This window comes from Acinetobacter sp. CWB-B33, from assembly GCF_039655955.1.
Lineage (GTDB): Bacteria > Pseudomonadota > Gammaproteobacteria > Pseudomonadales > Moraxellaceae > Acinetobacter > Acinetobacter bouvetii.
Genome location: NZ_JAGFEU010000001.1, coordinates 460,715 through 474,081 on the forward strand (window position 1 = coordinate 460,715; position 13,367 = coordinate 474,081).

Here is a 13,367-nt window from a genome sequence, read left to right on the forward strand (position 1 = left end):
CTCTCTATAGTTCGGCTTTTTTTATTGACTTCACATAAAATTCATACCTGACTGATTACACTCATCAAATAAAATAAAGACAATCGCTTGAAAGTAGGATGAGTCCATGTTGAAAAGTCTGATGCGATGGATAGACAGCTGGTCTACACCCACAGCGCCCGAAACACTGACGGCTGAAAACAGCAAAATTCAGTGGCCGCGGATTTTTCCCTTTATTCTATTACATCTGGCTTGTCTGGCCGTGTTCTGGGTCGGTGTATCATGGTTTGCGCTTGGCTTTATGCTGGTGTTCTATCTGATTCGCATGTTTTCTATTACGGCTTTTTTTCATCGCTATCTGTCGCATAAAACCTTTCAGACCTCGCGTCCAGTGCAGTTCCTATTTGTATTACTCGGCACCATGAGTGCACAGCGTGGCCCCTTATGGTGGGCAGCCCATCATCGTTATCACCACCGCTATACAGATTCTTCACAAGACCCGCATTCATCTACCCACGGTTTTTGGTATAGCCATGTGGGTTGGTTTCTGAATGAATATAACTTTGCCACGCGTAAAGAAGTCATCAAGGACTGGTTGAAATATCCGGAATTAATCTGGCTAGACCGGTTTAGTCTAATTGTGGTGCTACTGACCGCGGGTGGGGTTTATGCACTAGGAGAATGGTTTGCAATAGCTTGGCCGCAACTGGGGACTTCTGGCTTGCAATTACTGGTCTGGGGATTTGTGGTATCTACCGTGTTACTGATCCATGCGACCTTATGTATTAATTCACTGGCGCATCATTACGGCAGCCGTGATTTTGAGACTGATGATCAAAGCCGCAACAATTTATTCTTGTCTATCATTACCTTGGGTGAAGGCTGGCACAACAATCACCATTATTATGCAGGCAGTACCCGACAGGGCTTTTACTGGTGGCAGATTGATGTGACATATTACCTCCTAAAAATCATGTCTTGGTTCGGGATAGTCTGGAGCTTAAAGCCAATTCCAGCACGGGTCTATGACGTCAGTAAAATTGCTCAACTTAGAAAACAGAAAAAACTCACCACGACTGGCGCTCACACGATTCAATCGAAGGAATTACAATGAAAATCGCGATTATTGGTTCAGGTATTTCCGGTTTGTATGCGGCTTGGAAATTAAGTAAAGTGCATGAAGTTACCGTCTTTGAAAAGAATAACTACTTTGGCGGTCATACCGATACTCATCAGTTGAATATAGATGGCGAACAGGTCGCGGTGGACAGTGGCTTTATTGTATTTAATGAACATAATTACCCACTGTTCTGTGCAATGCTCAAAGAGCTTGGGATTCAATCGCAAAGCAGTGACATGGGATTTTCGGTGAACAATCAGGTCACTGGATTGCAGTACAATCCGTCGAAGAAATTCTCGCTCTTGTTTAGACCGCAAAACTTCTTTAACGCTGATTTTCGCGTGATGTTGTCGGATCTGTTCCGTTTCTATGCAGCGAATAAAGATATTGATGTTGAACATGTTGATGCACAGCTCAGTATTGATGCATATCTCAATCGACATGACTATTCAGAAGCCTTTCGTCAGGAACATCTCTATCCGATGTGCGGGGCGCTGTGGTCCTGTCCAGTAGAGCAAGCTGGACAGATTCCGTATAAATTTGTGGTGAGCTTTTTTCAGCACCATCGTATGTTGCAACTGAAAGAGCGACCTTCGTGGCTGACGGTCAAGGGTGGATCAGCGCGTTATGTTCGTGCCATTCAGGCCCAATCGAATATGACTTTCTGCAAGACAGGCGTGCTTCATGTATCCCGGTGTGCCAATGATGTGGTGATCGAAACTGTACAGGGCAGTGAACGTTTTGACTGGGTCATTTTTGCCAGCCATGCGGATGATAGCTTGAATTTACTTAAAGACCCGTCAGCGCAAGAGCGGGAAGTACTTGGCAAGTTTCGTTATCAGGATAACCATATGGTGGTGCATTCCGATACTCATATCATGCCCAAATCTAGACGCCAATGGGCCAGCTGGCATGTCCATGTGACACCTAGCCGTGCGACTGAATCAACTCCATTCCAGCATCGTGGCATGCATTATGGTTTCAGTTACTGGATGAACCAGTTGCAAAACCTGAATTGTAAAACCCAAATCTTTGCCACACTCAATCCTAACTTTAACCTCGATCCGAAAAAAATATGGGTGGAACGATATTACCGTCATCCAGTATTTGATGCTGCCGCGATTGAGGCACAACAACGTTGGGCCGAGGTCAATGGTCAGAACCGGACGTCATACTGTGGTGCCTACTGGGGCTGGGGCTTTCATGAAGATGGGGCGCGTAGTGCTTCATGGGTTGTCAATCAGTTGCTGCAACACACTGAGCAAGCGGCTTAGGAGTACAGAATGCAAATGTATCCACTGGCTATCGCCTCTACCGAAATTCGCCATCGCCGCTATTTGCCCAAATCGCATGCTTTTGAGGTGAAGCTTAGCTATTTATGGTTTGATCCGGATCAACTGGCAACTTTTACCCAAAAATCTTGGTTCTGGTCTTCTAGTCGTTGGAATTTATTGACTTTGGATGAGCGTGATTTTCTGAACATGGAATATGGCTCGATTCGGCAGAAAGTTGCACGTTTACTGATCAAGCGCGAAAACTATCATTTACCACATGCTGTATCCATCCGTGTACTAGCTTTGCCACGCACACTGGGTTTTCGTTTTAATTCGGTGGTGTTTTACCTGATTTTTGATACAACCGATCAACTGATTTTTGTGCTGAGTGAAATCACCAATACGCCGTGGAATGAACGTCAGGTGTATATTCACGATTGTCGGCATAATGCAGCTGAACACGCACCCTACCAGAGCCACCAGTTTGATTTTAAAAAGGCCTTTCATGTGTCGCCATTCATGCCGATGTCGCTGGATTACCGTTGGCGTTTTAGCTTTTCAGAACAGCAAAATGTGATTCATATGCAGCTGTTTGAACAAGAAATATTACAATTTGATGCCACCATGAAATTTAAGCTAGAAGCCATCACACTTCCTTCACAGCAACATCGATATGCTGTGCTCAAAGTTCTTGAGCCCTTTAAGATGGTGAGCGGGATTTATCTACATGCTCTGCGCTTATGGAACAAGAAAATTCCATTTTATCGGCATCCTAAAAAAGAAAAAGGTAATACATGACTATGAAAACACTGTTAATGGGAGAACATACCGAGCTGCCGATAGTCCTACGCCATATGCTGAAATTGCGTCATGGTCAGTTGATATTTAAAGGTATCTGGAACGGGTTGGTCGGGGAAAATTATAGTGATTTGCATGCAGTAATTCAGGTTCACGACGAACGCCTTATCAATTTGCTGTTCCGTAATGGTGTCCTGGGGGCAGCAGAAGGCTTTATTCGTGGTTACTGGAGCAGTGAAGATCTGGTCAATGTAATTCGTATTCTAGCGCGTAATCGTGATGTGCTTGATCAGATGAATCAAAATGTAGTAGCAAAAGCCAGCCAGTTGGTACTCAAGGCTTGGTATAAATCCCGCAAGAATTCGATTGATGGTAGTCGTCAGAATATTGCTGAGCATTATGACTTGAGCAATGATTTTTTTAAATTGTTCTTAGATTCTAGCATGATGTATTCCAGTGCGGTGTTTAAAGAACCCTGTATGAGCTTGGAACAAGCTTCACATTATAAAAAAGAACTGATCTGCCAAAAACTTCAATTGCAACCGATGGACCATTTGGTTGAAATTGGCAGCGGCTGGGGAGGCTTTGCCATTTATGCGGCTCAGCATTATGGCTGTAAGGTGACCACCATTACCATTTCCAAAGCTCAGTACGATGAAGCACTCGCCCGAGTTGCTGAAGCAGGGCTGTCTCATCGGGTGTCTGTACAGCTTCAGGACTACCGTTTACTCGAGGGTAAATACGACAAATTGGTGTCCATTGAAATGATTGAAGCAGTCGGTGAGCAATATTTACCAACTTATTTCCGAAAATGCCGCGAGCTCCTCAAGCCGAATGGTCTAGCCCTGATACAGGCGATTACGATTGAAGATGCACGCTATGTTAAAGCTTTAAATACGGTGGATTACATTAAGCGTTATATTTTCCCCGGTAGTTTTATTCCATGTATTAGTGTAATGACGCAAACGGCTTCTGAGCAAAAACTTCGTCTCAAACATCTGGAAGATATTGGTCAAAGCTATGCAGAAACCCTGAAGCGTTGGCGCCAGCGTTTTCTGGAGCAGCGTGATCAAGTACTTCAACTTGATTTTGATGAGCGTTTTATACGTATGTGGGATTTTTATCTGTGTTATTGCGAAGGTGGTTTTAGGGAAGGTGTGATCAGTGATGTTCATTTGCTGTTTGAAGCCAGTGCTTACTAAGCAGAAATAAAACAGGAGGGCGACATGTTGCTAGATTTATTTTTGCTCAATGTCTTCATCATGCTCTGTAGCTGGGTGTTGGTGACCTATAACCGCAGAGCAGGGCTAGTCGATGTCGCTTGGAGTTTCAGTATTGCCCTTAATGTGATTATTGCCTCTTGGGCGATTGACAGTGCACCGATGTTGGTTCGGTTATTTCTGGGACTGGCGAGTGGAATCTGGTTTTCACGGCTGACTTGGCATCTGTTCCGGCGCTATTCCAATGAGACCCAAGAAGACACGCGTTATGCCAACATGCGCCGAGCGATGGGGGATTATCAGCATCTTGGTTTTCTGGTGTTTTTTATATTTCAGGCAGGTTTGGCTCTACTGTTTTCTTACCCAATGCTGAAGTTGTTAAGTATCTCGACCCAGCAATGGAATGACTGGACTTTGGTCACTGTGATTGTGGCGGGCATGATCATGCTATCTGCTTTGATAGGCGAAAGCACTGCCGATCAGCAACTTTACCGTTTTAAGCTAGATGCACAGAATCAAGGTAAAACCATGGATCAGGGCTTGTGGAAATACTCACGCCATCCGAATTATTTTTTTGAATGGCTGCATTGGTTTGCCTATCCAGTACTTGGTCTGGCAGCAGGATGCTATGAATTATGGATTTATCCGCTGCTGATGTGGCTATTCCTGTACTACCTTACGGGTATTCCATTTAGTGAAAAACAGGCCCTCACCCACCGTGGTGACAACTATAAAGACTATCAACGACGAACTTCAATGTTTATTCCGTGGCCACCCAAAGAGTAGGTAAATACATGGACTTTATGATTCAAAAATCTTTAGAACTGATCGAAAATGGCAAGGTGCCAGACCCAGTGATTCGTGCTGGTATTAAAATCTTGAGCAAAAAACGTTTGGCACAAGAAGGTCGGTTTAACCCCGCATTGGCAGCGCAGCGCTATATGGATGTGCTGACCATGCTGAAAAATAGCAAAATTGCCATTGAGACAGACAAAGCCAATGAGCAGCATTATGAACTGCCGACCGCATTTTTTCAGGCAGTACTCGGTAAGCGTTTGAAATATAGCGCGAGTCTATTTGAACATGCCGATATGACGCTAGACCAAGCCGAAGAAGCTGCCCTTGCATGCTATTGCCAGCGAGCACAACTGAAAGACGGGCAGGATATTTTGGAAATTGGCTGCGGTTGGGGTTCTTTAAGTCTATATATGGCCGAGCATTATCCAACGGCCCGTATTACAGTCGTGTCAAATTCTTCAACGCAGCGCGAGTATATTCAGGAACAAGCCCGTTTAAAAAAACTGGATAACCTTAATGTGATCACTTGTGATGTCAATGTGTTGCAACTTGAACCTGCGTCATTTGACCGTGTGGTATCGGTGGAGATGTTTGAGCATGTACGCAACTATCAAAAACTGTTTGAAAATATTAGTATTTGGCTCAAACCAGATGGCTTATTGTGGTGTCATATTTTCTGTCATCGTTTCTTGCATTACCCGTTTGAAGTCAAAAATGAGTTTGACTGGATGTCGCAATATTTCTTTAGTGGTGGTTTGATGCCAGCAGCCTCAACTTTCCTACATTTTCAGCAGCATTTACAGCTAGAACAGCACTGGCAATGGGCGGGTACGCAGTATGAACGTACCGCAAATGCTTGGCTAGAAAATATGGATGGTAAACAGGCCGAGCTAAAACCCTTATTTGAAAAAACTTATGGCGCGGATGCCGCAATCAGGTGGCAGCGCTGGCGGATTTTCTTTATGGCCTGTGCCGAGCTATTTGGTTATGACCATGGACGCGAGTGGGTCATTGGCCACTTTCTGTTAAAGAAGAAAGCCGTATAATTGAACAATGGGATTGGCCAGCGGGGAATGCATCAATGTTAAAGCTGTTTAGGGACAAACGTGATCATCCTCTGGGTGAGGTGTTTAACCGCTACTACTGGCTGCAAATCGGATTCATTGCCCTGTCTGTGGTGATTGGGATTGGCTTCAGTGCCTGGGTGATTAAAGGTTCTTTGCTCAGAACGGCGCTAGAACAGGAGATGTCACACTACTGGCAGCGATTAGAACGTAATCCTGCCGCAGAATTGCCCGATACCAAAAACCTGTATGGTTACCGCTGGAACACTGTGCCACCCTCCCAATTTAAGAATATGTCACTTGAGCAAGGGGTGAATCGGCATTTTGTCGATGGTAAGGAACGCATGACCGTTTATGGCGAAAAAGATGGGCAGCATGTCCTGTTGGTCTTTGGCGAAAGCAATGTCAATAAACTGGTCTGGCTGTTTGGTCTGGCACCACTGATGGTCAGCTTGTTTGTACTTTATAGTATGTTATGGTGGTGGAACCGCCGTGCCCGGCGCTATTTTTCTCCCATTACTAGGCTTGCCAACGCACTGGAACATATTGATTGGGAAGATTATAAAAATCAGGCTTCACCGTTTCATGGCATCCGGACTGATTCAAATCTGGAAGCGGAATATCTGAAGCAGGCGCTAGAAAAATATCATCAGGTATTAAGCGAGTTTATTCAGCGTGAACGTGAATTTACTGGTGATGTGAGTCATGAGCTTCGCACACCACTCACCATCTTAAAAGGTAATGTGCAGTTGTGTCAGGCACGCTATGGGGACAATAAATTATTTACTCGCTTGAACAACACCATTGAAGACATGCAACTATTAGTTGACACACTACTGGCTATCGCCCGTAATGCCACCAATACTTTAACCGCTGAATCGACTTTGCTTTCAAAATGTCTGGAAAATCTAGTTCAGGATCTGGATATTGTTAGCCATAACAAAGGCATGCGGATAAATTTTCAAAAAGATCTAGACGAACAGCCACGTAAACTTTACCCGTCGATGACCAAAATGGTATTTGGCAATATTTTGCGGAATGCACTGAATTATTCACAAGGCACAGAAATTGATGTCATTCTGCAAAAAAATACAGTATTGATTGCAGATAATGGTGTCGGCATTCCTTTACCGAATAACTCAAAGGTGCAAGAACTGTCGGGGCAGCAATTGCAATTAGAGATCAAAGGTCATGGCATTGGACTGCAATTGGTACAGAAGTTGTGCAAGCAGCTTGGCTGGCGGGTGGAGTTGTTTGATCGGCAGTATTATCTCAATACCCATCAGGATGTTGATCTTGCGATAACGACCGGACTGATTGTCGTCGTGTATTTAAATTAAGGCTGGGCTTCGAAAGCTTAATCTTCTAAAGTGATCTTTAACCCTACACCAGATATGGTATGAATTAGCTTTTGCTCAAAAGGCTTATCGACCATTTTACGCAAATTATAAATATGACTACGTAGGGCATCGCTTTCAGGCTCTTCATCCCCCCAAAGCTCTATCATAATTTCCTGTTTAGTCAGAACTTTAGGCGAATGACGCATCAGTAGTTTGAGCAGTTTGAACTGAATGGGAGGCAGTTCAATGGTTTGTCCTGCACGAGTCAGTTGCTGTGTTGCCGGATCCAGAATCAGATCATGAATTTGAAGACGGCCAGAGGAGACTTCACCCAGCGAACGCTTGATTAAAGCTTTGACTCGAACCACCAGCTCATTAAAGTCAAATGGCTTGACTAGATAATCATCCGTGCCTGAATTGAAACCTTTGAGTTTGTCATTCAGCGTATCGCGTGCGGTGAGCATCAGCACAGGGAGGTCCATACCTTCTTTATTTCGTAGCCATTCACATAGTTCATAACCCGAACCATCAGGCAAGTTAATATCTAAAAGTAAAATATGATAGCGTTGCTGCTTGAGTAATTGGCGCGCAGCATTTAAGTTTCGAGCATGATCGACCACAAAACCATGCTCTTCTAGAAACTCGCATAAGGTAGATGCCAGTTCATAATGATCTTCAACCATCAAAATAAAATGTTTAGACATAACTGTAGAGACTACTTTATTAATTGCTGTTTTAATTTAGCACTAAATGGCTGAGGACCTAGCCATATATTAAAATATTGCTGGGCCTGCGGGTTTTGGAGTTGTCCCTGCATTTTCTGATTTAAGTATAGGCTTAATGTGTGTGTGGCATGGATATACTTCAGTTGGTATAGATCTCCTGACTTCACTGGACGATACAAATCGGTGATTGGATTGAAAACAGCATGAATTTTTTGATCTTTGATATTACGTTGGAGTAGATGTGTGGCCGCACGTTTGAATGCCCATTCTGGAATATTCTGCGTATAGGTAAAATCCATCTGTATGTTTTGGCCTTGCCAAGGCTGATTACAGTTTTGCGCAAAGTAACTGGCCACACCGACCTGTTTTTGTCCCACCATGAGTGGACCATTACCACATTTATTTAAGCTCTGTGCATGCGCCCACGAACCGAAACTCCCGAACATCAGTACAGTGGTTATGGCTACTTTTTGAAAGGCAGTACCCATGAATAGGTTCCTCCTACATATGGCAAAGAACGATACAGACCATTGGCTGGATCCCAGAAATCTTGTTGGAAAATAATCTGATGGTTTGGGTTGACCTTTATTTCACTGATTCCAAATGAATCCATTGTTCGTGTCTTGCCGAACATTTTAAAATCATAAACCATATGCCAATGCACATAGGCTGAGTCTTGATGATATGAAGTATTTAATAGACTGACAGTTACATTACTCACCCGCTGGTTCATACCTTGAAAATGTTCAAGCAGTTTTTTACGCGATGAAAATTGCGACAGAGTATCGTTAATAAAAAGCTGATCTGCATACAGTGCTCCAGCATTTTCAACGAATTTAGGTGTGCCCAACGTATTAAATGCCGAAGTGAAGCGGGTGCCGATTTCTAGTGCTTTTGCATCATCTAAGGGTATTCCCTGAATACTCGCTCTGGCATTTGCATAATCAGAGGAATAACGAGGAACACTTTTACATCCTGACAGGAAAAGCACTGGTAAGGATAAGGCAATTGCCATTAACGTTTTGACTTGATTCATGTTCACTGTCCATCTTCACAGTTTATCCTCCCACTTTAGAGAGGCTAAAGTGAACAGAATGTGAAGATAGATACTAAAGACAGTACATTGAATAGAATTTTAGTGATCAAGGATTAAATTTCACTTTCTCTTTTTTCTTCAGTCATTAACCAATCAATGATATTCATGACATAACGATTTTCATTATTTTTTCTGACCATTGCATAAAAATTATAGTCACAATAGATAAAACCAAAAGGAGCAATGACCCTTCCATTTAATATTTCTTTTTCTACTAAAATTTGAGGGGCTATCGCAATTCCTAAGCCTGAAACAGCCGCCTCTATCATTAAATTGAGACGATCAAAATAACGATCATTCGCTTTTGGGGAAAAGTTAATTTTGGACTGATCAAACCATGTATGCCATGCACTTTTATTTGAGTGGGTATGAAGTAATGGATAATTTAAAAGATCATTTTTTGTATGAAGCGGATTTATTTCACGATTACAAATAGGCCCCATGTTATCGGGAAATAAAAGATATTTATTCAAAAAGTTGGGAAGTATATGATTCTCACTGATGCTATTGATAAATATGTCAATTTTCTCTTTTTCTAACAATTTTAAGTCATTACATGTCATTAATTTGATATGGATATTGGGATAAATGACTTCGAGCTTTTCTAATCGAGGAATCAGCCAATTTGCCATAAAACTATGAGAAGCGCCTATTACCACTTCTACTTCTGATGTTTTATTAGTTAACTCAAAGACGCATTGTTCTAAACGATTAAAAAGCTGCGTACAAACGAGCGATAATTCTTCGGCGTCCGCCGTCAGAGAGATGGTCGAGGAATGTCGAATAAACAATTTTTTTTCTAACCATTCTTCTAGCTGTTTTATTTGATGGCTAATCGCACTATGGGTGACACATAATTCTTCCGCAGCTAAGCTGAAACTTTTATTTCTGGCGACGGCCTCGAATGCTTTTAAAGCATTAAGGGGAGGTAATGTTCTGCGTTTCATGTTGTAAAATTTTCTAACACCATCAGCTCAAAATATATCAATTATCAGAAAAATGAAAATATTTTAAGATCAAACAAGTTTTGATAGTAAAAGAGATATGAGATGACAACCCCTTATACAGGTAATGGTCCTGATGAATTGGGATTTTTTGGTAAATTTGGCGGATGTTACATGCCAGAGAGCTTAATGCCCGCACTGCAAGAATTAGAGCAAGCCTTTAATACTGTTCGGCATAAACCTGAATTTTGGGCTGAATATCAACAGATTTTAACGGACTTTGTTGGTCGCCCTAGTCCACTTTTCTATGCAAAAAACCTAACAGCTTATGCGGGAGGCGCTCGAATATATCTCAAGCGAGAAGATTTGAATCATACGGGTGCACATAAGATCAATAATTGTGTGGGGCAAATCTTATTGGCCAAATTTATGGGGAAAACCAGAATTATTGCAGAAACTGGTGCTGGACAACATGGGGTTGCAACAGCAACGGTTTGCGCACTGTTTAAGATGAAATGTACCATTTTTATGGGAGAAACAGATATTCAGCGCCAACAAATGAATGTTGAGCGCATGAAATTACTCGGTGCTGAAGTCAGAAGTGTTCAAAAAGGTCGTGGGACTTTAAAAGATGCCATGAACGAAGCATTACGTGACTGGATTCGTCATGTTGATACAACCTATTACCTGTTGGGTACTGGTGCAGGTCCTCATCCTTATCCCACGATGGTCAGAGAATTTCAGAAAATTATTGGTCTAGAAGCCAGAAACCAAATACTCCTCAAAGAAAATAAACTGCCTGATGCCTTGGTTGCTTGCGTGGGTGGTGGATCAAATGCATTAGGGTTGATGCATCCTTTTCTAGAAGACCTAAATGTCAAAATGTTTGGCGTTGAGGCAGGTGGAAAAGGAACAAATCACGGTGAACATGCTGCCTCTATTTGCAAAGGTCAAGTCGGTGTGCTGCATGGCAATTTAACCTATTTATTACAAGATTTAGATGGGCAGATTTTAGAAGGGCACTCTATATCAGCTGGCTTAGATTATCCTGGTGTTGGTCCTGAGCATGGCCTTCTGTTTGAAACAGGACGTGTGACATATACGGCTATAACCGATCAAGAAGCCGTAAATGCATTTCAGCTTTTAAGCCAACAAGAGGGCATTATTCCTGCTCTTGAGAGTTCCCATGCAATTGCATATGCGATTCAACTTGCTCAAGAAATGCAGCCAGAACAGATCATTATTGTCAATTTAAGTGGCAGAGGCGACAAAGACTTAAACACAGTCAAAAAATATCTTGCAGGAGCTACAGCATGAACCGTCTAGATCAAAAATTAGAACAATTGAAACTGGAAAATCGAAGCGGTCTGGTCTGTTATTTTACTGCTGGAGATCCTAATTTTACAGAAAGCTGTCGTCTGTTAAGCCAATTAGGTCAAGCTGGGGCTGATATTATTGAAGTTGGCATTCCTTTTTCAGATCCAGTAGCTGATGGAGAGATCATTCAGGCAGCGCATCTTAGGGCTTTAGGTGCAGGTCAAACGGTAAAACAGACCATTGAGTTGGTAAAAGCAATCAGGCTACATGATGAAAAAACACCAATAATTTTCATGACTTATTTAAATCCGATTATGCAATATGGTTTCGAGATACTTATCGCCGAAACAGAAAATCTTATAGATGGAATATTGATTTTAGATGCTCCATATGGATATCGAGAAAAATTCGAAGTGCAGTTAAATAAAAAAAATATGCATTTAATTGCAATGACCGCGCCGACGACCCCAGTTGAAAGGTTAGAGCAAATCTCAGCGCGCGCGACAGGTTTTTTATATCATGTTGCAGAAAATGGCTTAACAGGAGGAGACTTCAATCTGTCTAATCTTGAGAAAAAGATTGCTGAAATCAAGCCTATTTTTAATATTCCAGTTGCAATTGGTTTTGGGATCAAAAATGAAAGTCATGTTAAAGCATTAGCCAATAAAGCAGATCTTATTGTTATTGGTTCAGCGCTCGTCGATACTTTTTTTAATAAGGGGATGAATGCGACTTTAGAAAAAGTCACAGCTTTTTCGCAAATACTTAGAGAAAATAAATAATTTCCTGTTTCTTTAATTCGTATATTTAAAGTTAATTTATCAAGAACCATATCTGATAAAACCCTCTCCTATGAGGGAGATGGAACTTTGTATCTGGATTTTTTACCGAAAGTGATCGCTTTTTAGAAATCACTATTATCATACAGATGTGACATACGTTTTTGCTTTGTCTCGAGATAAGCTTTGTTAAAAATATTTAAGCCAACTTTTAATGGAATCCGTTCAACAACATTAATTCCTAAATCAGTTAAAGATTTAATTTTAAGCGGATTATTTGTAATGAGTTTTACATTCTTTATTTTTAAATAATCTAACATAATGGTGCACATGTCATATTTACGAGCATCTGCTGGTAAATTTAATAATAAATTGGCGTCAAGAGTATCATGTCCTTGGTCTTGAAGTGCATAGGCTCGAATTTTATTGGTTAAGCCTATGCCACGGCCTTCTTGGCGCAGGTATAAAATTACCCCTTGACCTGCATCATGAATCATTTTCATGGTTGAATGTAATTGGGGGCCACAGTCACATTTGAGTGAAGCAAAAGCATCACCTGTTAAGCACTCTGAATGTATTCTGACTAGTACAGGTTGATTTGGACCAGCATTCATCCCTTTAGTAAGAGCGATATGTTCTTCACCAGTACGTTGGTCTTGAAACGCTATAATTTCAAAATCGCCAAACGCAGTAGGTAATTTTGATTTGGAAACAAATTCTATAGCCACAGAAGAATACACCTATATAAATTTATATTTGATACAATTTACTTAATCTATCTTAAAAGCATTGGCCGAATTTTTTGCAGTTATAAATTTCAGCGTTTTACTCTTAATTAAAGAGTATGTATCTGATAGTGAATTTTATGTGAAATGTTATTTAGAATATTTTTATTAGCGTTCTACTTTGTTGC

General features: G+C 41.6%; 14 protein-coding genes. 9 read left to right on the forward strand and 5 right to left on the reverse strand.

The window, feature by feature from the left end; translation table 11 throughout:
• Positions 1-106 precede the first annotated feature (106 nt).
• From JZ784_RS02240 to JZ784_RS02270, 7 genes are read left to right on the forward strand one after another with little or no spacing between them, the layout of a single operon-like run.
• Positions 107-1,093: an acyl-CoA desaturase gene (locus JZ784_RS02240; RefSeq protein ID WP_346313637.1), complete on the forward strand. Its 987-nt coding sequence runs from the start codon at positions 107-109 to the stop codon at positions 1,091-1,093.
• On the forward strand, positions 1,090-2,373 hold the full coding sequence (locus JZ784_RS02245) for an FAD-dependent oxidoreductase (RefSeq protein WP_346313638.1): 1,284 nt from the start codon (positions 1,090-1,092) through the stop codon (positions 2,371-2,373). Before JZ784_RS02240 ends, JZ784_RS02245 begins: the two co-directional genes overlap by 4 nt.
• A 9-nt stretch (positions 2,374-2,382) precedes the next feature.
• The gene (locus JZ784_RS02250) at positions 2,383-3,171 is read left to right on the forward strand and encodes a DUF1365 domain-containing protein (protein WP_346313639.1); all 789 of its coding nucleotides are present in this window, start codon (positions 2,383-2,385) and stop codon (positions 3,169-3,171) included.
• Positions 3,168-4,373: a cyclopropane-fatty-acyl-phospholipid synthase family protein gene (locus JZ784_RS02255; protein ID WP_346313640.1), complete on the forward strand. Its 1,206-nt coding sequence runs from the start codon at positions 3,168-3,170 to the stop codon at positions 4,371-4,373. Before JZ784_RS02250 ends, JZ784_RS02255 begins: the two co-directional genes overlap by 4 nt.
• 24 nt (positions 4,374-4,397) lie before the next feature.
• Entirely contained in the window at positions 4,398-5,177 is a 780-nt protein-coding gene (locus JZ784_RS02260) for a DUF1295 domain-containing protein (protein WP_346313641.1), read from the forward strand.
• 8 nt (positions 5,178-5,185) lie between these two features.
• Entirely contained in the window at positions 5,186-6,235 is a 1,050-nt protein-coding gene (locus JZ784_RS02265) for a cyclopropane-fatty-acyl-phospholipid synthase family protein (protein WP_346313642.1), read from the forward strand.
• Between the two features lie 35 nt (positions 6,236-6,270).
• Positions 6,271-7,593 (forward strand): HAMP domain-containing sensor histidine kinase, encoded by a 1,323-nt coding sequence (locus JZ784_RS02270; protein ID WP_346314243.1) that lies wholly within the window; start codon positions 6,271-6,273, stop codon positions 7,591-7,593.
• A gap of 17 nt (positions 7,594-7,610) precedes the next feature.
• Here the strand turns inward: JZ784_RS02270 and JZ784_RS02275 are convergent, their stop codons facing one another.
• The 4 genes from JZ784_RS02275 to JZ784_RS02290 all read right to left on the reverse strand — a co-directional run bounded on the left by JZ784_RS02275 (position 7,611) and on the right by JZ784_RS02290 (position 10,361).
• A complete protein-coding gene (locus JZ784_RS02275) occupies positions 7,611-8,297 on the reverse strand; it encodes a response regulator transcription factor (RefSeq protein WP_346313643.1) in 687 nt (228 codons plus the stop codon).
• Positions 8,298-8,308: 11 nt separating this feature from the next.
• Positions 8,309-8,806: a chalcone isomerase family protein gene (locus JZ784_RS02280; protein WP_346313644.1), complete on the reverse strand. Its 498-nt coding sequence runs from the start codon at positions 8,804-8,806 to the stop codon at positions 8,309-8,311.
• Entirely contained in the window at positions 8,782-9,354 is a 573-nt protein-coding gene (locus JZ784_RS02285; protein WP_004981561.1) for a nuclear transport factor 2 family protein, read from the reverse strand. The genes JZ784_RS02280 and JZ784_RS02285 overlap by 25 nt, the downstream gene beginning before the upstream one ends.
• A gap of 113 nt (positions 9,355-9,467) precedes the next feature.
• Complete coding sequence (locus tag JZ784_RS02290; RefSeq protein WP_346313645.1) at positions 9,468-10,361, reverse strand: LysR substrate-binding domain-containing protein; 894 nt, start codon at positions 10,359-10,361, stop codon at positions 9,468-9,470.
• A gap of 102 nt (positions 10,362-10,463) precedes the next feature.
• Here JZ784_RS02290 and trpB point away from each other — a divergent pair, with 102 nt between their 5' ends.
• Positions 10,464-11,675 (forward strand): tryptophan synthase subunit beta, encoded by a 1,212-nt coding sequence (trpB, locus tag JZ784_RS02295; RefSeq protein ID WP_346313646.1) that lies wholly within the window; start codon positions 10,464-10,466, stop codon positions 11,673-11,675.
• Complete coding sequence (trpA, locus tag JZ784_RS02300; RefSeq protein ID WP_346313647.1) at positions 11,672-12,457, forward strand: tryptophan synthase subunit alpha; 786 nt, start codon at positions 11,672-11,674, stop codon at positions 12,455-12,457. The genes trpB and trpA overlap by 4 nt, the downstream gene beginning before the upstream one ends.
• Positions 12,458-12,579: 122 nt before the next feature.
• Here trpA and ribA read toward each other — a convergent pair whose 3' ends face one another.
• The gene (ribA, locus tag JZ784_RS02305) at positions 12,580-13,182 is read right to left on the reverse strand and encodes a GTP cyclohydrolase II (RefSeq protein WP_180118135.1); all 603 of its coding nucleotides are present in this window, start codon (positions 13,180-13,182) and stop codon (positions 12,580-12,582) included.
• Between the last annotated feature and the right edge of the window lie 185 nt (positions 13,183-13,367).

Coding starts and splice junctions, on each gene's coding strand:
- trpA (WP_346313647.1), top strand. CDS start 11,672: ATGAACCGTCTAGATCAAAAATTAGAACAATTGAAACTGGAAAATCGA.
- JZ784_RS02270 (WP_346314243.1), top strand. CDS start 6,271: ATGTTAAAGCTGTTTAGGGACAAACGTGATCATCCTCTGGGTGAGGTG.
- JZ784_RS02265 (WP_346313642.1), top strand. CDS start 5,186: ATGGACTTTATGATTCAAAAATCTTTAGAACTGATCGAAAATGGCAAG.
- JZ784_RS02250 (WP_346313639.1), top strand. CDS start 2,383: ATGCAAATGTATCCACTGGCTATCGCCTCTACCGAAATTCGCCATCGC.
- JZ784_RS02255 (WP_346313640.1), top strand. CDS start 3,168: ATGACTATGAAAACACTGTTAATGGGAGAACATACCGAGCTGCCGATA.
- JZ784_RS02245 (WP_346313638.1), top strand. CDS start 1,090: ATGAAAATCGCGATTATTGGTTCAGGTATTTCCGGTTTGTATGCGGCT.
- JZ784_RS02275 (WP_346313643.1), bottom strand. CDS start 8,297: ATGTCTAAACATTTTATTTTGATGGTTGAAGATCATTATGAACTGGCA.
- JZ784_RS02260 (WP_346313641.1), top strand. CDS start 4,398: ATGTTGCTAGATTTATTTTTGCTCAATGTCTTCATCATGCTCTGTAGC.
- JZ784_RS02290 (WP_346313645.1), bottom strand. CDS start 10,361: ATGAAACGCAGAACATTACCTCCCCTTAATGCTTTAAAAGCATTCGAG.
- JZ784_RS02280 (WP_346313644.1), bottom strand. CDS start 8,806: ATGGGTACTGCCTTTCAAAAAGTAGCCATAACCACTGTACTGATGTTC.
- JZ784_RS02240 (WP_346313637.1), top strand. CDS start 107: ATGTTGAAAAGTCTGATGCGATGGATAGACAGCTGGTCTACACCCACA.
- trpB (WP_346313646.1), top strand. CDS start 10,464: ATGACAACCCCTTATACAGGTAATGGTCCTGATGAATTGGGATTTTTT.
- JZ784_RS02285 (WP_004981561.1), bottom strand. CDS start 9,354: ATGAATCAAGTCAAAACGTTAATGGCAATTGCCTTATCCTTACCAGTG.